The organism is Actinosynnema sp. NPDC059335, assembly GCF_042752395.1.
Taxonomy (GTDB): domain Bacteria; phylum Actinomycetota; class Actinomycetes; order Mycobacteriales; family Pseudonocardiaceae; genus Actinosynnema.
In genome coordinates this window covers 1-22,119 of sequence record NZ_JBHYXZ010000112.1, presented here as the reverse complement: position 1 = coordinate 22,119, position 22,119 = coordinate 1, and the positions used below count along the sequence as shown (strand labels likewise).

At 71.4% G+C, this 22,119-nt stretch carries 18 protein-coding genes; 7 read left to right on the top strand and 11 right to left on the bottom strand.

The annotated features are described in order from the left end of the window. From dnaB to ACFXGA_RS28605, 6 genes are all read right to left on the bottom strand, one after another. On the bottom strand, positions 1-2,601 hold the full coding sequence (dnaB, locus tag ACFXGA_RS28630; RefSeq protein WP_378093084.1) for a replicative DNA helicase: 2,601 nt from the start codon (positions 2,599-2,601) through the stop codon (positions 1-3). Positions 2,602-3,008: 407 nt separating this feature from the next. Further along, positions 3,009-3,467, bottom strand: coding sequence for a 50S ribosomal protein L9 (rplI, locus tag ACFXGA_RS28625; RefSeq protein WP_378093104.1), 459 nt, complete (start codon positions 3,465-3,467; stop codon positions 3,009-3,011). Between the two features lie 13 nt (positions 3,468-3,480). Continuing rightward, positions 3,481-3,720 (bottom strand): 30S ribosomal protein S18, encoded by a 240-nt coding sequence (gene rpsR / locus ACFXGA_RS28620; RefSeq protein WP_015805710.1) that lies wholly within the window; start codon positions 3,718-3,720, stop codon positions 3,481-3,483. A gap of 51 nt (positions 3,721-3,771) precedes the next feature. After that, positions 3,772-4,263, bottom strand: a complete 492-nt coding sequence (locus tag ACFXGA_RS28615; RefSeq protein ID WP_378093082.1) for a single-stranded DNA-binding protein — start codon at positions 4,261-4,263, stop codon at positions 3,772-3,774. A 13-nt stretch (positions 4,264-4,276) separates the two neighbouring features. After that, positions 4,277-4,594 carry a 30S ribosomal protein S6 gene (gene rpsF, locus ACFXGA_RS28610; RefSeq protein WP_378093080.1) on the bottom strand — a complete coding sequence of 106 codons (318 nt, stop codon included), beginning with the start codon at positions 4,592-4,594 and terminating at the stop codon, positions 4,277-4,279. A 130-nt stretch (positions 4,595-4,724) separates the two neighbouring features. Continuing rightward, positions 4,725-5,735, bottom strand: coding sequence for a hypothetical protein (locus tag ACFXGA_RS28605; RefSeq protein ID WP_378093078.1), 1,011 nt, complete (start codon positions 5,733-5,735; stop codon positions 4,725-4,727). A 154-nt stretch (positions 5,736-5,889) separates the two neighbouring features. Between ACFXGA_RS28605 and ACFXGA_RS28600 the strand changes: the two genes are divergently transcribed. After that, entirely contained in the window at positions 5,890-6,660 is a 771-nt protein-coding gene (locus ACFXGA_RS28600; RefSeq protein ID WP_378093076.1) for a deoxyribonuclease IV, read from the top strand. Next, on the top strand, positions 6,657-8,063 hold the full coding sequence (locus ACFXGA_RS28595) for a glycosyltransferase family 87 protein (protein WP_378093074.1): 1,407 nt from the start codon (positions 6,657-6,659) through the stop codon (positions 8,061-8,063). The genes ACFXGA_RS28600 and ACFXGA_RS28595 overlap by 4 nt, the downstream gene beginning before the upstream one ends. A gap of 10 nt (positions 8,064-8,073) precedes the next feature. Here ACFXGA_RS28595 and ACFXGA_RS28590 read toward each other — a convergent pair whose 3' ends face one another. The 3 genes from ACFXGA_RS28590 to ACFXGA_RS28580 form a co-directional block, all read right to left on the bottom strand. Next, positions 8,074-9,660, bottom strand: coding sequence for a glycosyltransferase family 87 protein (locus ACFXGA_RS28590; RefSeq protein ID WP_378093072.1), 1,587 nt, complete (start codon positions 9,658-9,660; stop codon positions 8,074-8,076). A 140-nt stretch (positions 9,661-9,800) separates the two neighbouring features. Further along, a complete protein-coding gene (locus tag ACFXGA_RS28585) occupies positions 9,801-12,314 on the bottom strand; it encodes a transglycosylase domain-containing protein (protein ID WP_378093070.1) in 2,514 nt (837 codons plus the stop codon). 460 nt (positions 12,315-12,774) lie between these two features. Continuing rightward, on the bottom strand, positions 12,775-13,179 hold the full coding sequence (locus ACFXGA_RS28580; protein WP_378093068.1) for a DUF5318 domain-containing protein: 405 nt from the start codon (positions 13,177-13,179) through the stop codon (positions 12,775-12,777). Positions 13,180-13,345: 166 nt separating this feature from the next. On the opposite strand from ACFXGA_RS28580, the gene ACFXGA_RS28575 reads away from it, so the two are divergent. Both ACFXGA_RS28575 and ACFXGA_RS28570 read left to right on the top strand, forming a co-directional pair. Then, positions 13,346-13,891, top strand: coding sequence for a PadR family transcriptional regulator (locus ACFXGA_RS28575; protein WP_378093066.1), 546 nt, complete (start codon positions 13,346-13,348; stop codon positions 13,889-13,891). Between the two features lie 40 nt (positions 13,892-13,931). Further along, positions 13,932-15,023 carry an inositol-3-phosphate synthase gene (locus ACFXGA_RS28570; RefSeq protein WP_378093064.1) on the top strand — a complete coding sequence of 364 codons (1,092 nt, stop codon included), beginning with the start codon at positions 13,932-13,934 and terminating at the stop codon, positions 15,021-15,023. A gap of 43 nt (positions 15,024-15,066) precedes the next feature. Here ACFXGA_RS28570 and ACFXGA_RS28565 read toward each other — a convergent pair whose 3' ends face one another. Together ACFXGA_RS28565 and ACFXGA_RS28560 are read right to left on the bottom strand one after the other, a co-directional pair. Continuing rightward, positions 15,067-15,795 (bottom strand): SDR family NAD(P)-dependent oxidoreductase, encoded by a 729-nt coding sequence (locus tag ACFXGA_RS28565; RefSeq protein WP_378093062.1) that lies wholly within the window; start codon positions 15,793-15,795, stop codon positions 15,067-15,069. A gap of 10 nt (positions 15,796-15,805) precedes the next feature. Beyond that, complete coding sequence (locus ACFXGA_RS28560; protein ID WP_378093060.1) at positions 15,806-16,447, bottom strand: HAD family hydrolase; 642 nt, start codon at positions 16,445-16,447, stop codon at positions 15,806-15,808. A 65-nt stretch (positions 16,448-16,512) separates the two neighbouring features. On the opposite strand from ACFXGA_RS28560, the gene ACFXGA_RS28555 reads away from it, so the two are divergent. The 3 genes from ACFXGA_RS28555 to ACFXGA_RS28545 all read left to right on the top strand — a co-directional run bounded on the left by ACFXGA_RS28555 (position 16,513) and on the right by ACFXGA_RS28545 (position 21,999). Next, positions 16,513-17,673 (top strand): MFS transporter, encoded by a 1,161-nt coding sequence (locus ACFXGA_RS28555; protein ID WP_378093058.1) that lies wholly within the window; start codon positions 16,513-16,515, stop codon positions 17,671-17,673. Positions 17,674-17,737: 64 nt separating this feature from the next. Then, on the top strand, positions 17,738-19,750 hold the full coding sequence (locus ACFXGA_RS28550; RefSeq protein WP_378093102.1) for a PhoX family protein: 2,013 nt from the start codon (positions 17,738-17,740) through the stop codon (positions 19,748-19,750). A 167-nt stretch (positions 19,751-19,917) separates the two neighbouring features. After that, positions 19,918-21,999, top strand: a complete 2,082-nt coding sequence (locus ACFXGA_RS28545; RefSeq protein WP_378093056.1) for a PhoX family protein — start codon at positions 19,918-19,920, stop codon at positions 21,997-21,999. Positions 22,000-22,119: the final 120 nt, after the last annotated feature.

Genomic DNA, 22,119 nt, shown 5'->3' with positions numbered 1-22,119 from the left:
TCAGCCCTGGGCGAGGTCGGCGAACCGGCTGTAGTGCAGCTGGTGCGCGACGGTGATCGTGGCGGTCGGGCCGGCGCGGTGCTTGGCGATGATCAGGTCCGCCTCGCCCGCCCGGGGGTCGTCGCGCTCCCACGCGTCCGGCCGGTTGATCAGGATGACCATGTCGGCGTCCTGCTCCAGCGAGCCGGACTCGCGCAGGTCGGAGAGCTGGGGCCGCTTGTCGGTCCGCTGCTCCGGCCCGCGGTTCAGCTGGCTGATCGCGATCACCGGGACCTCCAGCTCCTTGGCGATCAGCTTCAGGTTCCGGGAGAACTCCGAGACCTCCTGCTGACGGGACTCGGAGCGCTTGCCCGACGACATGAGCTGGAGGTAGTCGACCACCACGAGCCGCAGGTCGTGGCGCTGCTTCAACCGCCGCGCCTTGGCCCGGATCTCCATCATGGTCAGGTTCGGCGAGTCGTCGACGAACAGCGGCGCCTCGCTGATCTCGCTCATCCGCCGCGCCAACCGCGTCCAGTCGTCGTCGCTCATCCGCCCACCGCGCATGTCCCCGAGCCGGATCCGCGCCTCGGCCGACAGCATGCGCATGACGATCTCCGTGCGCGACATCTCCAGCGAGAAGATCGCGCTGGTCAACCCGTGCTTCACCGAGCACGACCTGGCGAAATCGAGTCCCAGGGTCGAGTTGTGGGTCGGGATCATGGATCGTCCCGCGAGGTACAGGTGGTCGTGGTTGTCCACTTCCACGCACCGCACCGGCACGCTCGCGATCGGGCGGACGTCCACGATGAACCGCGACCTGGTCCGAACCGTGTCGCGGGCACGACGCCGTTCCTTCAGCAAGAGCCGCTTGCGCTCGAGGCCGAACACGTCGTCCTCCGTGCCGAAGGTCAAGGTGTAGGCGGTGGACGTCTCCTCGCTGCGTCCGCGAACCCGCTTGGTGCTGACCGAGCACCGGTAGCCGAGGCTCACCACGAGTTCGCGGACGTTCTCGGCCAGCCGTGCGTTCGTCACCGAGAACTGCACGGAACCGCCGGCGGTCACCGTGCCGTCGGTGTCCAGCAACCCGGCGAGGAGCGCTCGCCGTTGCGCGATCGACGCCCGCAGGTAGGCGGCCGGGATGTGCTTGTCGCCCAGCACGCCGAGCCCGCGCAGGAGCGCCTGGACGGTGCCGTGGTCGTGGTGGCAGCCCTGGCACCGGCGCAGGCCCGAGGTCGGAGCACCGCAGTCCGGGCAGGTCGGTGCTGGCACGGGGTCCGAGATGAAGCGCGACCTGCCGCCGCAGCTTCGGCCGCACGTCTTGACCTGCGAGGTCTTCGGTGTGAACGCGGTGCCGCACACGACGCACTCGCGGACGCCCACGGCACCCGCCGCGGGCAGGCGGATACCGTAGAGGAGACCGCCTTGGGGCACCACCTCGTAGCCCTCGGCCTCGATGTTCCACACGATCTCGGGGTCGGCCGTGGTGAGCCTGGCGCCTGCCGAGTGCCCGTCACCCAGCCACGCGCCGAGCGTGTACGGGCCGACGGGCAGCGCCGCCTCCGGCAGATCCAGCGCCCGGGCGTTCGCCACCGAGTGGTTCAGCCTCCGGTCCGCCGTCCCGCACCGGAGGGTCGCCGCGATCTCCGCGGTGGTGCGGATGCCGCCCGGCACGACGTGCCGGCGCCCGAACCGGGTCGTGGCCTCCTGCGCCGAGCGACGTGATGCGCGCGTCTCGGTCAGCCACTGGTGCTCGGCATCGGCCACGAGCACGGAACCGTCCGAGAACTCGACCTCGTAGCAGGGCCTGCCGTGCATCACATCGGTCGCGGCCACCACGGTGGTCGGTCGCCCGTCCGCGCCGATCAACCGGTCTCCGACGGCCACCTCGCCCATGGTCGTCCACCCGGTGGGCGTGGCGAGCGGCGTGTCGAGCGCGAGCGCCTTGCCGACACCCGGCCGGGCCGCGACGATGATCATCTGGCCGGGGTGCAGGCCGTTGGTCAGCTCGTCCAGGTCCGCGAAGCCGGTCGGGATGCCGAGCGACGAGCCGCCGCGCGAGGCGATCGCGTCGATCTCGTCCATGGTCGGCTGGAGCAGCTCCTCCAGCACCACGTAGTCCTCGGTGGTGCGGCGCTCGGTGACCTCGTAGATCGCCGCCTGCGCCCGGTCCACCACCTCGTCCACGTCCGCGCCCTCGGCCCCGTTGTAGCCGAGCTGGACGATCCTGGTGCCCGCCTCGACCAGCCGCCGCAGCACGGCCTTCTCGGCCACGATCTCGGCGTAGTAGGAGGCGTTGGCGGCCGTCGGCACGGTCGCGATCAGCGTGTGCAGGTACGGCGCGCCGCCCACGCGCAGCAGCTCGCCCCGCCGCTCCAGCTCGGCGGACACGGTGATCGGGTCGGCCGGCTCGCCCCGGCCGTAGAGGTCGAGGATGCAGTCGTACACGGCCTGGTGCGCCGGCCGGTAGAAGTCGTTGGGCGCGAGGACCTCGACCACGTCGGCGATCGCGTCCTTGCTCAGCAGCATGCCGCCCAGCACCGACTGCTCGGCGGCGAGGTCCTGCGGCGGCTGCCGTTCGAAGCCGGGCTCTGCCATGCCCCGGTCGTCCACCAGCGCCACCGTGAGCTCACCCCAATCTGCTCCGTGCGGATGTTCTACCCCGTGGCACCGACAATCCCGGCGCGCCACGCCCGCGATCCAGCGACGCTAGAGCCACCTGGATGGCGTAGGCAAACGATCCTGTGGACAACTCGGTGGACAGCCTGGGGATGGCTGCGCCGAGCTGACCACAGCCCTGGGGAAAGCTGTGGACAACCTGGGTACAACTCGGCCCCAGACAAAAGTTTTGCCTGCTCAGTGCCTGTGGATAACTGTGTGGAAAAGTCCTTCGTCACACCCTCGGCGTGTCGCGTGTAACCGCCGGCACGGCGTGTCGCGCCCGACGTGTCACATCAGTTGTCCACAGCCGGACAAGCGAAAGCGCCGCCCGACCAGAACACCTGGTCGAACGGCGCTTCGCGGCCCGCTCAGCCGACGTTCGCGACCTCGACGGACAGCGACACGGTGACCTCCGGGTGCAGCCGGACGTTCACCGAGTGCTTGCCGAGGGTCTTGATGTGACCCGCGATCTCGACGGCCCGCTTGTCCAGCGTGGGGCCGCCGGCCGCGCGCACGGCCGACACGACGTCGGCCGAGGTGACGGAGCCGAACAGCTTCTTCGAGCCCGCCGCGGCCTTGGCCTTGAGCGTCACGGAGCCGAGGCCCTCCAGGGAGGCCTTGATCTCCTTGGCGTGGTCCAGGTCGCGGACCCGGCGGGTCTCCTGCGCCCGGCGGATGACCTCGACCTGCTTGGCCGCGCCCTTGGTGGCGACGATCGCCAGGCCGCGGGGCAGCAGGTAGTTGCGGCCGTAGCCGTCCTTGACCTCGACGATGTCGCCGGGGCCGCCGAGGCCGGTCACGTCAGCGGTGAGGATGAGCTTCACGATGCCGTCCCCTTTCTCAGCGAGCCGTCGAGGTGTAGGGCAGCAGCGCCATCTCGCGGGCGTTCTTGACGGCGACCGCGACGTCGCGCTGGTGCTGGGAGCAGTTGCCGGTGACCCGGCGGGCGCGGATCTTGCCCCGGTCCGAGATGTACTTCCGGAGCAGGGTGGTGTCCTTGTAGTCGATCAGGTTGGCGTTCTTGTCCTTGCAGAACGCGCAGACCTTCTTCTTGGGCTTGCGCACAGGCGGCTTGGCCATGTGTGAACTCCTGGTCTTACGCAGTGAAGTGTGAGGTGGACCGGTGCCGGTCTAGAAGGGCGGCTCGTCGGCGAAGCCACCGGAGCCGGCCGGGGGCGCGGAGCCCCACGGGTCGTCGGCGGGCGCGCCGCCGCCGCGGGACTGGCCGCCGCCGCCGAAGCCGCCGCCGCCGTCACCCCGGCTCACCTTGTTGACCTTGGCGGTCGCGTAGCGCAGCGAGGGGCCGATCTCGTCGACCTCGAGCTCGATGACGGTGCGCTTCTCGCCTTCCTTCGTCTCGAAGGAGCGCTGGCGCAGCCGCCCGGTCACGAGCACGCGCGAGCCGCGGGTGAGCGACTCGGCCACGTTCTCCGCGACCTGCCGCCACACGTTGCACCGCAGGAACAGCGCCTCACCGTCGCGCCACTCACCGCTCGCCTTGTCGAACGTGCGGGGGGTGGAGGCCACGGTGAAGCTCGCCACCGCGGCGCCGGACTGGGTGAACCGGAGTTCCGGATCGGCGGTCAGGTTGCCGACCACCGTGATCGTCGTCTCGCCTGCCATGTTCGGGGCGCTCCTAGACCTTGGCGGTGGCCTTGGCGGCCTTGGCGGGCTCGCGGCGGATGACCTTCGTCCGGAGCACCGTCTCCTGCAGGCCGAGCTGGCGGTCCAGCTCCTTCACCGCGTCCGGGGTCGAGATCAGGTCGAGGACGGCGTAGATGCCCTCGGAGTTCTTCTTGATCTCGAAGCTCAGGCGGCGCTTGCCCCACACTTCGACCTTCTCCACGTTGCCACCCGTGGTGCGGATGACGTTGAGGAACGTGTCAAGGGACGGCGCGATCGTGCGCTCGTCGAGACTGGGGTCGAGGATGACCATCACTTCGTAATGACGCATGAAGACCACTCACCTCCTGTGGACTCGGCGGCCACGGACGTTCCGTGGCAGGAGGGTCGTCGCGTCAGCAACCCGTGAAGGGTAACAAACGGTGGCCGGCGCCTTTGAGCTGGTGGTCCGGGGAGTGCTCTCAGGCGGTGGCCCGGCGCAGCACCCAGGTGCGCACCAGCGCGCCCGTCACGCACGCCAGCAGCAGCACGGCCAGCAGCACGGGAGCCGCCACGCCGCCGCCCATTCGGCCGACGCCGGGCAGCGCCTGGGCGCGACCGGCGGTGTGCACGCTGTCGGCGTCGGGGTCGCCGGGCACGCCGTAGCCCGGGCGGTAGCCGCTGACGCCGCCGCCGTAGCGCACGCCCGGTGACGGCGCGTACTGGCCGGGGACGGCGAACGGCAGGGCGCCGTAGCTGAAGAGCGGCACGCGGCCGAAGTTGCCGCCCCACGGGTTCGTGCCGTACAGCGGCACGTCGAGCCCGCCGACGCCGCCGACCGGGCCGGTCACCGGGGACTGGGCGGGCGGGGTGCCGCCGGGTGACGGGGTGCCGGGGTTCGCGCCCGGCCGGCCGGTCTGCGGGGGCTGGGTGGGCGCGGGCTTGCCGCCCGGCACGCCGGGCAGGCCGGGCAGCTGCCCGGTGGCCTGCCCGGAGAGGTCGGCCAGCGCCTTGGAGCCGTCCTGGACGGGTGCGGCGACGGTGTTGACGCCCTGCACGGTGATGCCGCACAGCCTGGTCAGCTCGGTGCGCACGCCGTTCGAGAGGGTGACGATGATCGGCCCGAGCAGCGGCAGCCCGGCCAGCTCGGCGTTGACCTTGTTCGCGATCTCGCCGCCGGTGATGACGCCCGTGCCGGTGGGGATCGCGCCCACGGGGATGGGCGGCAGGGCCGAGAACGTCCGGGCGAACGGCTCGGCGAGCGGCGGCCCCAGCAGCGGGACGGCCCGGATGAGCTGCACGACCGGGTCGAGCACCGCGGCCGGGCTGAGCGACACCGGCGTGCCGGGCGCGCCCTGGACGGTCGTCGCGCAGCTGCCCACGACGACCGGTTCGGCGGCCGCGGCCGACCCGGAACCCGCCGCGGCGCCGGCCAGGCCGACCGCGAGCACGACAGCCGCCGCGCGCGCCGGTCGCGTGAGCCGGATCCGCATGTCTGGCCTCCTGGCGTGCTGCCCGCGTTCTTCGTTTCCTACTTACAAGTAACGAGCGTAGGCGCTGATGGTGACGCGGGCCATCCCTCGCTGACGAAATTCCTATCGGCGGTGGTCGCCGGGGCGTTGCAGGGCCCGACTACCCTGCACAGTCATGCGCATCGGGGCCCACGTCCGCGACGACGACCCGCTCGGCGCCGCCGTCGAACGCGGTGCCGACGTGGTCCAGTTCTTCCTGGCCGACCCGCAGGGGTGGAAGGCTCCGCAGCCGCACCCCCAGACCGACGGGTTGCTGGCCTCCGACCTGGACGTCTTCGTCCACGCGCCGTACCTGGCGAACGTCGCGTCGCTCAACAACCGGATCCGGATCCCGTCCCGCAAGATCGTGCTCCAGCACGCCGAGGCGGCGGCGAAGGTCGGCGCCAAGGGCCTGATCGTGCACGGCGGCCACGTCACCAAGGGCGAGGACCCGGGCGAGGGCATCGCGAACTGGCGGAAGATGTTCGAGCGGCAGGCCGAGAGCGGCGGCTTCGCGGTCCCGATCCTGATCGAGAACACCGCGGGCGGCGAGAACGCCATGGCGCGGACGTTCGACATGCTCGGCAGGCTGTGGGACGCCGTCGGCGAGTTCGGCGCCGGGTTCTGCCTGGACACGTGCCACGCCTTCGCCTCCGGCGAGGACCTGGTCGGCATCGTGGACCGGGTCAAGGCCATCACCGGGCGCATCGACCTGGTCCACCTGAACAGCTCGCGCGACGAGTTCGGCTCCGCGCGCGACCGGCACGCCAACATCGCGTCCGGCACGATCGACCCGGAGCAACTGGTCGCGGTGGCCGCCGCGGCCGGCTCGCCGGTGCTCGTCGAGACACCGGACGAAGGGCAAGCGGAGGACATCGCGTTCCTCCGCGAGCACCTGGGCCGATGAGCGTGACACGGGAGGTGGTGGCCGTGCCGGACGGCGCGGGCGCCGGTCGGCGGTTGCCGCGGTTCGGCCGGGTCGCGCTCGCCGCGGTCGTCCTCCTGTGCGGGCTGACGATGTTCGCCGGCTTCCTCAACAAGGACCGGTGCACCGGTCCCGAGTTCGACCAGTGGGGCCGCAGCGCGCCCGACTACGAGGAGCGCAACAAGGCCGACGTCTGCTACTCCGACATCCAGCACCTGTGGATCGGCCGGGACGTGGACCGGCACGTGTTCCCCTACGTGCACGGCAGCATCGACAGCCAGGGCGTGCTGATCGGCGGCGTGGTCGAGTACCCGGTGCTGACCGGCCTGCTGATCTGGGCGGGCGCGATCTTCGCGCACACCGACGCGGCGTTCCTGCTGTTCTCGGCCCTGCTGATGGCGCCGTTCGGGCTGGCCACGGGCTGGTTGCTGGGCAAGCTGAGCCGCTGGCGGGCGCTGGTCTGGGCGATCGGCCCGCCGATGGTGCTGTACGCGTTCCACAACTGGGACCTGCCGGTCGTGTTCTGCGCGGTGGCGGCGGTGTACGTGGTGCACCGCGGCTGGGGGCGGCGGGAGCAGCCGCTGCTGCGCCGCGCGGTGGTCGCGTCCGTGCTGCTGGGCATCGGGTTCGCGTTCAAGATCTACCCGGCGATCTTCGTGCTGCCGCTGTGCCTGTACGTGCTGACCGGCGGTCCGGGCGGCCGGGAGCTGCCGGAGGGGTCGCGCTACGACGTCGTGGGCGCGGTGAAGGTGGCCCTGGCGGCGGTGAACACGGTGGTGCTGATCAACCTGCCGTTCATGGTGGCCGGGCTGGAGGGCTGGAAGGCGTCGTTCGCGTTCCAGGGCCTGCGGCGGGTGGACATCACCACGAACTCGATCTGGTTCTGGGCGATGCGCCCGTTCATGGCCGACGGGGTCATGCAGTCGCTGGTCGGCGTGCTGTCGCCGGTCGGCATCCTGCTGTCGTTCGCGCTGGCGTGCTGGCTCGGGTGGCGGCGCTACCGGCGCGAGGGCAGCTACCCGTGGGTGCCGGTGTCGGCGGCCATGCTGTGCGGGTTCCTGCTGCTGCACAAGGTGCACTCGCCGCAGTACACGCTGTGGCTGGTGCCGATGTTCGTGCTGCTGCGGGTCAACTGGGGCTGGGTGGCGGCGTACTTCCTGGCCGACCTGGCGATGGGCGTCGGCATCTTCCGCTGGTACTACGCGATCGAGTTCGGCGAGCCGTCGGGCATCTACGACGGGTTCTCGGCGCAGGCCGTGGTGATCGGCGTGTGGGGCCGGGCGGCGCTGCTGGTGGCGTTGTTCGTGGTGTTCCTGAGGTCGGAGGTCACGTTCTCCGACCTCAAGCCCACCCGTCGTCGACCGGCTCCCGCGCCCGCCGGCTAGCCCGGCCGGCTCAGCCGCCCGAGCCCGAACCCACGCCCGCGCCGACCGGCGCGGGCTCCTGCCCACGCCGGCCGAACCGCAGCGCGAACCGGTCCGGCGCGCCGTCCACGACACCGCCGCACGGGTCGTCGTCGCCCGCCTGCCGGACCTTGTCCAGGTCCGGCCGGTAGATCTCGCGCACGATGAACGCGCACAGCACGACCACCGCGACGTCCCGCGCCACCACCGCGCCGAGGAACCAGTCGATCGGCAGCCCCTTGTTGTCCTCGCCCAGGTAGAAGAACATCCGCGGCACCCAGACCAGCGCGTCCACCGTCATCCACGCCAGCAGCAGCTTCCACCGCGGCAGCGCGAGCACCGCGAGCGGCACGAGCCACAGCGAGTACTGCGGGCTCCACACCTTGTTGGTGAGCAGGAACGCGGCCACCACCAGGAACGCGAGCTGCGCGAACCGCGGCCGGCGCGGCGCGGTCATGGTCACGAACCCGATCGCCGCGCAGCACACCAGGAACAGCGCCGCGCTGACCGTGTTCAGCACCTCGGGCGCCTGGCCGTGCGCCAACCCCGGGTCGAAGCCCTGCCACCCGGTCCACTGCGCGATCACGTTGTAGAGCGAGTCCGGGTCCACGCCGCGCTCGGTGTTGAGCCGGAAGAACTCGCGCCACCCGGCGGGGTACAGCAACGCGATCGGCGCGTTCACCGCCGCCCACGTCACCAGGGTCGCGCCCAGCGTGGTGAACCCGGCCCGCAGCTTGCCGGACCGCCAGCACAGCAGCAGCAACGGCCCGAGCAGGAACAACGGGTAGAGCTTGGCCGCGCCGCCCAGCCCGAGCAGCACGCCGGCCAGCAGGGGTTTCTTGCGCGCCCACGCCAGCATGCCCGCGGTCGCGAACGCCGTGGCGAGCGTGTCGAAGTTGGTGAACGCGTGCACGATCACCAGCGGCGACACCGCCACCAGCACGGCGTCGTAGGGTCGCCGCCTGGCGAGCTGCGCCACCGCGTACGCGGTCACCAGCCAGGCCAGCGCCAGCCACAGGGCGGTGATGTTGAAGTAGACGATGACGGTCATCGGGTTCGGCAGCCACCCGGACGACGCGATCACCGTCCAGCCCTGCGCCATGCGGGCGTTGAGCAGCTGGAACATGCCCGTCAGCACCGGGTACTCCATGTACCGCACGTGCGCCGTCGGCTTGCCCTCGTCGTCCACCCAGGAGGTCTTGTAGGGGAACGTGTCCGGCTTGTCCAGCCGCTCCGCCGTGTAGAGCGGCACGGTGTCGGAGTAGCACATCGCGGTGAACTGCTTGCTGCCCCGCCAGTCGAGCTGCACCACGCCGTTGTCGTCCACGTACTGCTGGATGCACGGCGACTTCTGGAACCACGCCAGCGCGAGGGTCACGACCGCGAACAGCAGCACGACGCGCAGCGGCGTCCAGAACCAGTGCCGCCCGACCGACGCGTGCCGGCCGACCGGTCCGCCCAGCGGCTTGCTCGCCGCCCGCGCCAGCGGTTCGGTCCAGGTCGGGTTGACCCGCTCCGCCGGGGTGAGCGAGTCGGTGTCGTCGGCGTTCGCCCGCGAGGGCTCCGAGGGGCTGGCCACGGGGACGGATGCTACGGGCACCGGTCAACAGGGGATGTGAGGTCCGCCCGCGGCACGGCCCCCGGGTTCGGTTCCGCGACGCGAGGAGGCCCGACCCGGCGTGCTGCCGGATCGGGCCTCCTCCACCACGTGCGGGGCGCTCACCCCGTCGGTGGCGCGCCGTTGCCGATCGGGTTGGGCGGCTCGTTCTCGTCCGACGTGGTCGTGCCGGTCGGGCAGCCGACGATGCCGCACGGCCGGGTCGGCCGGGTCGGGGTCGTCGTCGTGGTCGACTGCCGCGTCGGCTCGGTGGTCGTCGGCGGGTTGTCGCGGTTCTCGTCTTCCTTGGGGGTGGTCGTGGTGGGCGGCGCGGTGGTCGTCGGCTTGGGGTTGTCGAACTGGTACAGCTTCCGGGCCTTCGGGAACGGCTCCGGCGGAGTGCCCTCCAGGGCCTTGTCCATGAACTTCTTCCAGATCTGACCCGGCAGGCCACCACCGAAGACGGGGTTGCCCTTGGCGTCCTTCAACGCCACGTTGCCCTCGTCGCGACCCACCCACACCGACGCGGACAGCGACGGTGTGTAGCCGACCATCCACGCCTTCGAGTTCTGGCTGGCGTCGTCGGGCAGCTCGTGGGTGCCGGTCTTGCCCGCGCACTCGCGACCCGCGCACGGGATCTTCGAGTAGGTCAGCACCGGCTTGAGCGACTCGGTGACGTTGTCGGCGATGTCCTGGTTCATCTGCGGGTCCGGGTCGAACGCCTGCCGCGACACGTCGACGTGCTGGTAGACCGCCTTGCCCTCGGAGTTGGTGATCTTCGAGATGAAGAACGGCTCGTGGTAGGTGCCCCGGGCCGCGAACGTGGCGTAGGCCGAGGCCATGTCGAACGGCCGGACCTGCGCCTCGCCGCCGCCGATGGCGATACCGACGTTCGGCGCGCCGCCGTTCTCGTTGACCAGCAGGTCCTTCTTCGTGCCCTGCACCTCGACCGTCTTCGGGATGCCCGCCGCGTGGGCGGCGTCGGCGACCGGCTGGGTGCCGATCTCGATCACCATCTCGTAGAACACGGTGTTCAGCGACATCCGCATCGCCTCGCGGATGGGGCACTTCTCACCGCAGGAGTTCGACGGGTCGGAGGCGTTGCGGATCGTGATGCTGGTGCCGCCGAGGTCGAACTTCTTCGGCGAGCGGCCGTCGTAGGTCGAGCCGAGGCCCTTGCCCGCCTTCAGCGCCGCCACCAGGTCGAACGGCTTGAACGACGAGCCGGCCTCCTGGAGCGTGTTGCGGGCGTAGTCCAGGCCCGTGCCGTCCTCGCCCGCGTAGTACGCCAGCACCGCGCCGGTCTGCGGGTCGATCGCGCTGAGCGAGGACCGCAGCTCCTTGGGCTGCGGGCCCATGATCTCGCGCACCGCGTCCTCGGCCGCCTGCTGCTTCGGCGGGTCGATCGTGGTGTGGACGGTCACGCCGAGCTGCTGGGACTTCTCCTGGCCCCAGTTGACCTTCTCCGACTCCATCTCCTGCAGGACCTGCTCGCGGATGTGCAGGCGCGGACCGCTCAGGCCCGACTTCTCCGTGATGTCGATCGGCACCGCGACCGGCTCCGTCGTCCGGTACTGCTGGTCGATCCAGCCGAAGTTGAGCAGCTGGTTCATCACGTAGTTCCAGCGGTCCTCCCGGTAGGTCGGGTTCTCCGACTTGCCGGGGTTCTGGATCATGCCCGCGAGCAGCGCGGCCTGGGAGTAGGTGACCTGGTTCAGGTCGTCCAGGCCGAAGTACTCCTTGACCGCGGTCTTGATGCCGTAGGCGGACCGCCCGAAGTAGATCGTGTTCAGGTAGGCGGTCATGATCGCGTCCTTGTCCTGCTGCTGGGACATCTTGTACGCGATGACCATCTCGTTGAACTTGCGGCTGATCGTCTCCTGGTCCTTGTCCGTGGCCTTCTTCACGTACTGCTGGGTCAGGCCGGAGCCGCCGGACTCGCGGTCGGTCACCTGGTACCACGCCGCGCGGGCGATGGACCGCAGGTCGAAGCCCGGGTTCGTCTCGAACGTCGGGTCCTCGGCGGCCATGATCGCGTGCTTGATCGTGTCCGGGATGTCCTCGGCCTTGACCAGGGTGCGGTTCGCGCCGTCCGGGGCGATCTTGGCCATCTCCGTGCCGTCGGCGTAGAGGATGGTGATCGCCTTGTTCTGGTCGGCCGCGACGGCCTCCGGGTTCGGCACCTCGACGACCTGGTACGCGATGGCGAACGCGACGACGGGGGCCAGCAGCATCAGCCCGAAGGCCACGTAGGCGGTGCGGCGCACGCGGCGCCAGAGCTTCTTGCGGCGCACGGCGCGGGCCTCCTCCTCGGTCAGCTCCTCGTCGTACTCGTCGTCGTAGAACGGCTCCAGCTCGACCTCGTCCTCGCGGTGGGTCAGCAGCTCGGGCTCGCGCGGCGTGGTCTGGTAGACCGGCGGCAACAGGTCCGTCGGCTCCTCGCCGGGGCGCCGGGGCGGCTGGCCGCCGGGTCCCCCGGGTCGGCGCGGACCGCCGGGTCCGCCCACGGGCGGCCGGCCGCCGGGCGGCACCGGGCCGCCGGGACCGCCGGGTCGGCGCAGGCCGCCGGGAGGGGTGTTCGGCCGCTGGGGCGGTCCGCCGGGCACGCTGCCGGCGGCCGCCGGGCCGTCGGGCACGCCGGGTCGTCCGCCGGGACCGGTCGGCGGGCCGCCGGGCCGGCCACCCGGCACGGGACCGCCTTGGCCCACCGGGCCGCCGGGTCCCACCGGGCCGTTGGGCCCGACCATCCGGCGCGGGGGCGGGCCGCCCCGGGGGATGCCGCCGGGTGGGGTGCCCGGTCGGGCGAACCCCCCGGGCGGGGTGCCCTGTCGCGGGCCGGGGCCGTCCATCGGAGCGCGCGCGAAACCACCTGGCGGGGTGTTCGGACGCTCCGGCTGATCCCCGACGCCGTGGCGCGGTGGGTGGCCGCCGCCGTCCGGGTCCTCCCCGGTCGGCCATTGCGGCTCCGCGCCACGATGCCTGTCGTCATGCTGGTCGTTCACGAAATGGCCTCCCAGACCGGCGTGCGGGTGCACGCGGTTCGGTGGTCGTACGCCGCTGCTCCTCGCCGGAGCGGCGCCCGTGGCCGGAGCAGTGTCACTCCGCCGCGGTCCTCCTGCGCGGCTTGCCAGAGTTCAGGCCACGCGTTCCCAGGACGTATGACTGCACCAGGTGGTTCCAACTACATGTGCGGCAAACCTCGACCACGTACACGGTGAACTCCTCGTAGAGGGTCGCCATGCGGGCCAGCTCATCGACGGTGCGCGCGGACCCGGCCGCGTGCTTGAGCTCGTCGCCGTAGACCCAGGACACGAGGGTGAGCGGCTCCTTGCGGCACACCGGGCACGTCACGTCGCTCGGCCGGCCGTGGAACTTCGCAGCTCGCAGCAGGTACGGGCTCGCGTCGCAGACCTCCATCGTGCCCACTCGGCCCGCGTAGACCTCCGCCAGCAGCGCACGGCGCTGCAAGGCGTAGTCCACGACCTGGCGTTGGGTCGACACGACGACCAGAGTACGTGCCGCCCCAAGCTCCTCGATGGGCCGTTCAGGGCAGTGGCCCGAAGGCAGGGGTGGCTGTGTGCCACACGACACCGCATCGGCATGCGCGGATGTATCGCACCGATATACTGACGACACCCATCGGCGCTCACTGGAGCGGAGGTGCCCCGTGCTGGAGTTCGCGGTGCTCGGCCTGCTGCACGAAGCGCCCATGCACGGCTACGAGCTGCGCAAACGCTTGCACGAGCTGCTGGGGGCGTTCCGCGCGTTCTCCTACGGGACGCTGTACCCCACGTTGCGCAAGCTGCAACGCAGCGGCCTCATCGTCGAGGAAGTGCCCGAGGACGACTCGGCCCGCTGGGGCCGCCGGGCGCGCAAGGTGTACAAGCTCACCGCCGAGGGCAAGGAGAGGTTCGCCGAACTACTGGCCAACGCCGGTCCCCAGACGTGGGACGACGACTCGTTCGGCGTCCACCTGGCGTTCTTCTCCCGGACCCCGGCAGAGATCAGGATGCGCATCCTCGAAGGACGCAGGCGCCGCGTCGAGGAGCGCCGCGAAGGTCTGCGCACCTCGTTATCGGCTACCAGCGAGCGCATCGACCGGTACACCCGGGAGCTGCACCGGCTCGGGCTGGAGAGCACCGAGCGCGAGGTGCGGTGGTTGAACGAGCTGATCGCCCACGAGCAGGCCGAACAGCGCGAGCGGGACCACTAACCCCCCGAATACAGCACGGAAGAACTAAGGAGGACTCGGCATGGGCGACAACCGCCGCACTGTTCGAGTGGCCATCGTCGGGGTCGGCAACTGCGCGGCGTCGCTGGTGCAGGGCGTCCACTACTACCGCGACGCGGACCCGGGCACGCGCGTGCCCGGTCTGATGCACGTGCGGTTCGGTGAGTACCACGTGGGCGACATCGAGTTCGTCGCCGCGTTCGACGTGGACGCCAAGAAGGTCGGCACCGACCTGTCCGAGGCCATCGGGGCGAGCGAGAACAACACGATCAAGATCGCCGACGTGCCGCCGCTCGGCGTCACCGTGCAGCGCGGGCACACGCTCGACGGCCTCGGCCGGTTCTACCGGGAGACCATCGAGGAGTCCGACGAGCAACCGGTGGACGTGGCGCAGGCGCTGCGCGACGCCGAGGCCGACGTGCTGGTGTCGTACCTGCCGGTCGGCTCGGAGGAGGCGGACCGCTTCTACGCGCAGGCCGCGATCGACGCCGGGGTGGCGTTCGTCAACGCCCTGCCGGTGTTCATCGCCTCCGACCCGGAGTGGGCGGAGAAGTTCCGCGCGGCCGGCGTGCCGATCGTCGGCGACGACATCAAGTCCCAGGTCGGCGCGACCATCACGCACCGCGTGCTGGCCAAGCTGTTCGAGGACCGCGGCGTGCAGCTCGACCGCACGATGCAGCTCAACGTGGGCGGGAACATGGACTTCCTGAACATGAAGGAGCTGGAGCGGCTGGAGTCCAAGAAGGTCTCCAAGACCCAGGCGGTGACCTCGCAGGTCGACCGCGACCTGGGCAAGCGCAACGTCCACATCGGCCCGTCCGACTACGTGGCGTGGCTGGACGACCGCAAGTGGGCGTACGTGCGGCTGGAGGGCCGGGCGTTCGGCGACGTGCCGCTGAACCTGGAGTACAAGCTCGAGGTGTGGGACTCGCCGAACTCGGCGGGCATCATCATCGACGCGGTCCGCGCCGCGAAGATCGCCCTCGACCGGGGGATCGGCGGCCCGATCCTGTCCGCGTCGTCGTACTTCATGAAGTCCCCGCCGGTGCAGTACTCGGACTCCGAGGCGCACGAGGCGGTCGAGGCGTTCATCCGCGGCGACGTGGAGCGCTGAGCGAGCGGGGCGAACCCCCTGCGCCCGGCCGGGCGCAGGGGGTTCAGCGCTTCGAGAGCCGCAGCGACCGCCACGACCCGTCGGCCGTCCACCCGCCGTCCACCGGCAGGGCGACGCCGTTGACGAAGCCGCTGCGGGCCGGGTCGGCCAGGAAGGCGACGGCCTGCGCGATGTCGTCGGGGGTGGCGAACCGGCCCATGGGCACGTGGTCGGTGATGTCCTCGTCGTCGTAGTGCCCGCCGGCCTGCGACTCGACGTCCATCTCGGTCTTCACCCAACCGGGGCACACCGCGTTCACCCGGACCCCGCGCCCGCCCCACTCCACGGCGAGCGTACGCGTCATCCCGATCAGCCCGTGCTTGGTGGTGTTGTACGCGGCCCGGTCCGCGACCCCGCGCAACCCGGCCACGGACGCGATGTTGACCACCGACCCCCGGCCGCGCGCGAGCATCGCCCGGCCGAGCGCCCGCGTGAGCAGGAACGGCCCGGTCAGGTTGACCGCCAGGACCCGCTGCCACTGGTCCAACGACGTGTCCTCGAACGGCACGATCGTCGCGATGCCGGCGTTGTTGACCAGCACGTCGACCCTCTCCCCGACCCGCTCGGCGAGCCGGGCCACGTCGTCGGGCGACGACACGTCGCCCACCACCCCGCCCTCGGTCTCCACGAGGTCGAACCCGACCACCTCGTACCCGTCCTCGCGCAACACCCGCGCCACCCGGGCGCCGATCCCCCGCGCCGCACCCGTGACCACCGCGACTCGTCGTTCCATGGTGGGCACGTTAGGCGGTGGCCAGCGCCGCGGGGAGGTCGGCGAGCCGCGGCAGGACCGTGACGTGCGCCAGCACGGCCGGGTCCGGCGGGAAGTGGGGGTTCGGCACGGCGTAGACGGTCATGCCGGCGGCCAGGGCGGCGCGCAGGCCGTTGGTCGAGTCCTCGACCGCCGCGCTGCGGGCCGGGTCGACGCCGAGCTTCGAGGCGGCCAGGAGGTAGACGTCGGGGGCGGGCTTGCCGGCGCCGGCCTGCTCGCTGGAGATCGCCACCGGGACGACGTCGGTCAGGTCGGTGGCCGCGAGGAACGACTTGATCAGCACCGGCGGCGAGGAGCTGGCGATGGCCACCGGGCGCCGGGCCGCCACCTCGCGCACCACCTCGACCGCGTCCGGCAGCACGGGCGGCCCCTCCGCGTAGCGCTCGGCCATCTCGCCGATCACGCCCGCCGCCGCCTCGGCCGGGGTCAGGCGGACGCCCACCTCGGTCACCAGGTACGTCGCCCACTCGGGTGTGCTCATGCCCTGCATCGCCCGGGTCGCGGCGGGCAGCCACCTGCCGCCGTGCCGGGCGGCGAAGGCCTGCCGCACCTCGTCCCACATCCGCTCGGAGTCCACCAGCACGCCGTCGAGGTCGAACACCACCGCATCCACACCCCAGACCGTAGTGTGAGCGCACTTACTTAGCTACGCTAACCAAAATCGGTTAGGATGGCGAAGTGAAATTCCTCGACCAACCCCGTCAGGTGTGGGTCACGGCGTTCGCCGCGGTGATCGCGTTCATGGGCATCGGGCTCGTCGACCCCATCCTGCTGTCGATCGCCGAAGGGCTGCACGCCACGCCGTCGCAGGTGACGCTGCTCTTCTCCTCCTACCTGGGCGTCCAGGTCGTGGCCATGCTGTTCACCGGCGTCGCCTCGGCCCGGTTCGGCGCGAAGCGCACGCTCGTCGGCGGCCTGGCGCTGATCGTGCTGGCCACCGCCCTCTGCGCGCTCGCCGGCAGCATCGGCCAACTCGTCGGCCTGCGCGCCGTCTGGGGCCTGGGCAACGCCTTCTTCATCGCCACCGCCCTGTCGGTCATCGTCGGCGCGGCCACCGGCGGCCAGAAGGGCGCGATCCTGCTCTACGAGGCCGCGCTGGGCCTGGGCCTGTCCGTCGGACCGCTGCTGGGCGCGCTGCTCGGCAGCTTCTCCTGGCGCGGGCCGTTCATCGGCACGGCGGTGCTCATGGCCATCGCCTTCATCCTCTGCTCGGCCTTCCTCGCCAACGACAAGCCGCAGCACGAGATCCGCCTCCTCGACCCGCTGCGCGCGCTGCGCCACCCCGGTCTGCTGCGCACCGCGGTCGGCTCCGCCCTCTACACCGGCGCGTTCTTCGCCGTGCTCGCCTGGTCGCCGTTCGTGCTCGGCTGGGGCGCGGTGGAGATCGGGCTGATCTTCTTCGGCTGGGGCGTGTGCGTCGCGGTGTCCAGCGTCTGGCTCGCGCCCCGCCTGGCCGACCGCTTCGGCGACCGCCGCACGACCGTCGTCGCGGTCCTCGCGTTCGCGGCGTTGATGCTGGTCATGGCCGTGCCGAGCAAGCCGCTGCTGGTGGTCGCGGTGATCGTCAGCGGGGTCGTGTCCGGCCTGCTCAACACGCTGTTCACCAGCGCCGCGATGAGCGTCAGCCCGGCGCCGCGCCCGGTGGCGAGCGCGGGCTACAACTTCCTGCGCTGGCTCGGCGGCGCGCTGGCCGCCACGTTCGTCGGACACCTGGCCCAGCCGTTCGTGGTCGCGGCCGCCTGCTGCGCCCTGGCGGCCGGCCTGCTGGCCCTCGGCCGGACGTCCAGCCGCACCGTGCCCACCGAAGCGATCCTCGTCGGCGAGGAGCCGGTGGGTTAACAACCGGTGAACGCCGGCCTACGGTCGGTTGGTCCCGTACCGACCGTAGGAGGCGTGCGACGTGGTGCGACACCTGCCCCTGTTGGCCAACCACCCAGCCGGCCGCGCGGCCGTCACCTGCCGCTACCGCTGCGGTGACGCCTGCTTCCACGACGTGCCGAACACCTCGGGCAACCCGTACTTCGGCGACCTGGTCGACCGGCGCACCGCCCTCAAGGCCGGCGTGGTCGTCGCGGCGCTGGCGGGCGGCGCCGCCACCACCGCCACCACCGCCACCACCGGCACGGCGGCCGCGGCCGGACCGGCTCCCCGCGGCCTGGACTTCGACCCCGTCGCGCCGAACGCGCTCGACGCCGTCGTGGTCCCCGACGGCTACCGGCACGAAGTGGTGATCCGCTGGGGCGACCCGCTGTTCCCGGACGCCCCGGAGTTCGACTTCGACCACCAGACCGCCGCCGCGCAGGCCCGCCAGTTCGGCTACAACTGCGACTTCGCCGCGCTGCTGCCGCTCGACCCCACCGGTCGGGTGAACCTCCTGGTCACCAACCACGAGTACACCGGCGAGCCGTTCATGTTCCGCGGCTACGACGAGTCCCGGCCCACCCGCGAGCAGGTCGAGATCGCGTGGGCCGCGCACGGCCTGTCCGTGGTGCGGGTCGACCAGGCCCGCGACGGCCGCCTGACCCCCCGGTTCTCCCCCTACAACCGCCGCGTCACCGCGACCACGGAGTTCCGGGTCACCGGCCCGGCGGCGGGGTCGGACCTGCTCAAGACCTCCGCCGACCCGACCGGCGCCCGCGTCCTGGGCACGCTCAACAACTGCGCGGGCGGCGTCACGCCGTGGGGCACGATCCTGTCCGGCGAGGAGAACTTCAACCAGTACTTCGCCAACGCCGACGCGCTCGCCGACCCGCGCCTCACCCGCTACGGCGTCACCGGCACGGAGACCACCCGGAAGTGGGAGCGGTTCGACCCCCGCTTCGACCTGGCGCGCGAGCCCCACGAGGTCAACCGGTTCGGGTGGGTGATCGAGCTGGACCCGACCGACCCGGGCTCCACGCCGGTCAAGCACACCGCCCTCGGCCGCTTCAAGCACGAGTGCGCCAACGTCCGCGTCGCCGCCGACGGCCGCGTGGTCGCCTACTCCGGCGACGACGAGCGGTTCGAGTACATCTACAAGTTCGTCTCCACCGGTCGGGTCCGCAAGGGCGACAGCAAGGCCGCCCGCCGGCACAACATGACCCTGCTGGACGACGGCACGCTCTACGTGGCCCGCTTCACCGGCGACAGCCCGGCCGCCGAGATCGACGGCACCGGCACGCTGCCCGCCGACGGGAAGTTCGACGGGCGGGGCGAGTGGGTCCCGCTGGCGAGCGGCGACCGGTCGTTCGTGCCGGGCATGAGCGCCGAGGAGGTCTACGTCTTCACCCGGCTCGCGGCCGACCGGGTCGGCGCCACCAAGATGGACCGCCCCGAGGACATCCAGACCCACCCGCGCACCGGTGTCGTCTACTGCGCGCTCAGCAACAACGTCGACCGCGGCAAGGCCGGCAAGGAAGGCCCCACCGAGCCGAACCCGCGGGTGAACAACAAGCACGGCCAGGTGCTGGAGCTGACCGAGCGCGGCGGCGACCCCCTCTCGCTCGCGTTCACCTGGAACCTCATGCTGGTGTGCGGCGACCCGGCGTCCCCGGACACCTACTTCGCGGGCTACGACAAGACCCGCGTGTCCCCGATCTCCAGCCCGGACAACGTCGCGTTCGACCGGCACGGCAACCTGTGGATCTCCAGCGACTCGGCCGGCGCGCTCGGCGGGCACAACGACGGCCTGTACGCGGTGCCGGTGTCCGGGCCGGAGCGCGGTCACCTCAAGGCGTTCCTCACCGTGCCGCGCGGTGCGGAGACGTGCGGGCCGGTGATCGGCGAGCGGGTCGTCACGGTGTGCGTGCAGCACCCCGGCGAGGTGGACGGCGCGAGCGCGGACAACCCCGCCTCGCACTGGCCCGACGGCGGCGACTCGCAGCCGCGGCCCTCGGTCGTCGCGGTGTGGCGGGAGGGGCGGCGCATCGGCGAATGACCTCCTCGGTCGCGGTGCGCGACGGGTCGGCGACCCGCGGTGCGACCAGGCCGTGCCGGATCGGCGCCGGTCGAGGTGTTCGCCTCTCGTTCACCTCGAAGTCCGCTGGATGAGGAGTTGCCCTCTTACGGTCGCCCGGTTCCCACTGAGCGATCCCGGAGGTCCGCGTGTCCTCGTCCACCGATCGGGGCAGGCGCCTGTTGCCCCTGCTGCCCAACCACCCCCTCGGGCGGTCGGCGATCACCTGCAAGTACCGCTGTGGCGACGCGTGCGCGCACGAGGCGCCCAACACGTCCGCCAACTCCTACTTCGGTGACGTCGTCAGCGAGGTCGTGCGTCGGCGCGGCCTGCTCAAGGCGGGCGCCGTGCTCGCCGTCGCGGGCGCGGGTGTCGGGCTCGTCGGTGCCGGCACGGCCGCCGCCAAGCCCGCGGTCGAGATCGACGTCGACCTCGGCGGCGGCCGTCGCCGGGACGGCCTGAACTTCGCCGCCGTCGCGCCCAACACCGAGGACCGCCTGGTCGCGCCCGAGGGCTACGACCAGGGCGTCGTGCTGCGCTGGGGCGACCCGGTGGTGCCCGGCGCGCCCGCGTTCGACTTCGACCGGCAGACCGCGGCGGCGCAGGCGAAGCAGTTCGGCTACAACTGCGACTTCCTCGGCCTGGTGCCGCTCGGCGGCCACGACGAGTGGCTGCTCGTGGCCAACCACGAGTACACGACCGAGGAGTTCCTGTTCAAGGACTGGAACCCCGACAACCCCACCCGCGAGCAGGTCGAGATCGCGTGGGCCGCGCACGGCCTGTCCGTCGTGCGGGTGGAGCGCGACCGGCGCAGCGGCAAGCTGCAGCCGAAGCAGGACCGGCGCTACAACCGCCGCATCACGGCGACGTCGGAGTTCAAGGTCACCGGCCCGGCGGCGGGCTCGGACCTGCTCAAGACCTCCGCCGACCGCACCGGCACGCGGGTGCTCGGCACGCTCAACAACTGCGCGGGCGGCGTCACGCCGTGGGGCACGATCCTGTCCGGCGAGGAGAACTTCAACCAGTACTTCGCCAACGCGGGCTCGGTCACCGACCCGGTGGTGAAGGCGCGGCTGTCCCGCTACGGCCTGTCCGGCGCGGCGTCCACCCGCAAGTGGGAGCGGTTCGACAAGCGCTTCGACGTGGCGCAGGAGCCCAACGAGGTCAACCGGTTCGGCTGGGTCGTCGAGATCGACCCCCTCGACCCGGACTCGACCCCGGTCAAGCACACCGCGCTGGGCCGGTTCAAGCACGAGGGCGCGAACGTGATCGTCGCCCGCGACGGCCGCGTGGTCGCGTACATGGGCGACGACGAGCGCTTCGACTACATGTACAAGTTCGTGTCCGACGAGAAGGTCAAGCCGGGCAACAGCAAGCACGCGCGTGAGCACAACAAGAAGCTGCTCGACAAGGGCACGCTGTACGTCGCGCGCTTCACCGGCGACAGCCCGGCCGCCGAGATCGACGGCACCGGCACGCTGCCCGCCGACGGCGAGTTCGACGGCTCGGGCGAGTGGATCCCGCTGGCGAGCGGCAACCGGTCGTTCGTGCCCGGCTTCACCGCCGAGGAGGTCTACGTCTTCACCCGGCTCGCGGCGGACAAGATCGGCGCGACCAAGATGGACCGCCCGGAGGACGTCGAGCCGAACCCGCGCAACCGCCGGGTGTACGCGGCGCTGACCAACAACACCGACCGCGGCAAGGCGGGCAAGGAGGGCGCGACCGAGCCCAACCCGCGGCTGAACAACCGGCACGGGCACGTGCTGGAGCTGGAGGAGCGCCGCGGCGACAACACCGCCACGTCGTTCTCCTGGAAGCTGCTGCTGGTGTGCGGCGACCCGACGTCGCCCGACACGTACTTCGGCGGCTACGACAAGACCCAGGTCTCGCCGATCTCGTGCCCGGACAACGTGGCGTTCGACTCGCGGGGCAACCTGTGGATCTCCACCGACGGCAACGCGCTGAAGTCCAACGACGGCCTCTTCGCGGTGCCGGTCGAGGGGCCGTACCGCGGTCGGGTGAAGCAGTTCCTCACCGTGCCGCGGGGCGCGGAGACGTGCGGCCCGGTGATCGAGGACGACTTCGTGCTCGTGGCCGTGCAGCACCCCGGCGAGATCGACGGCGCGTCGGCCGCCAACCCGCTGTCGCACTGGCCGGACGGCGGCGCCTCCCAGCCGCGCCCGTCCGTCGTCGCGGTGTGGAAGAAGGACAAGGGCCGCATCTGCGGCTGACCCGAGGTGGGGGGGGGGGGGCGCCCCCCCCCCCCCCCCCCCCCCCCCGCACAAACCAACAAAAACACAAACAAAAACAAAAGAACAAGACCAGCAAAAGAGAGAAAATACAATAAAAAA

What these genes read in the sequence shown, in the direction of transcription:
- rpsR (WP_015805710.1), bottom strand. Translation starts at nt 3,720, where the DNA reads ATGGCCAAGCCGCCTGTGCGCAAGCCCAAGAAGAAGGTCTGCGCGTTC.
- ACFXGA_RS28615 (WP_378093082.1), bottom strand. Translation starts at nt 4,263, where the DNA reads ATGGCAGGCGAGACGACGATCACGGTGGTCGGCAACCTGACCGCCGAT.
- rpsF (WP_378093080.1), bottom strand. Translation starts at nt 4,594, where the DNA reads ATGCGTCATTACGAAGTGATGGTCATCCTCGACCCCAGTCTCGACGAG.
- ACFXGA_RS28605 (WP_378093078.1), bottom strand. Translation starts at nt 5,735, where the DNA reads ATGCGGATCCGGCTCACGCGACCGGCGCGCGCGGCGGCTGTCGTGCTC.
- ACFXGA_RS28600 (WP_378093076.1), top strand. Translation starts at nt 5,890, where the DNA reads ATGCGCATCGGGGCCCACGTCCGCGACGACGACCCGCTCGGCGCCGCC.
- ACFXGA_RS28595 (WP_378093074.1), top strand. Translation starts at nt 6,657, where the DNA reads ATGAGCGTGACACGGGAGGTGGTGGCCGTGCCGGACGGCGCGGGCGCC.
- ACFXGA_RS28570 (WP_378093064.1), top strand. Translation starts at nt 13,932, where the DNA reads ATGGGCGACAACCGCCGCACTGTTCGAGTGGCCATCGTCGGGGTCGGC.
- ACFXGA_RS28565 (WP_378093062.1), bottom strand. Translation starts at nt 15,795, where the DNA reads ATGGAACGACGAGTCGCGGTGGTCACGGGTGCGGCGCGGGGGATCGGC.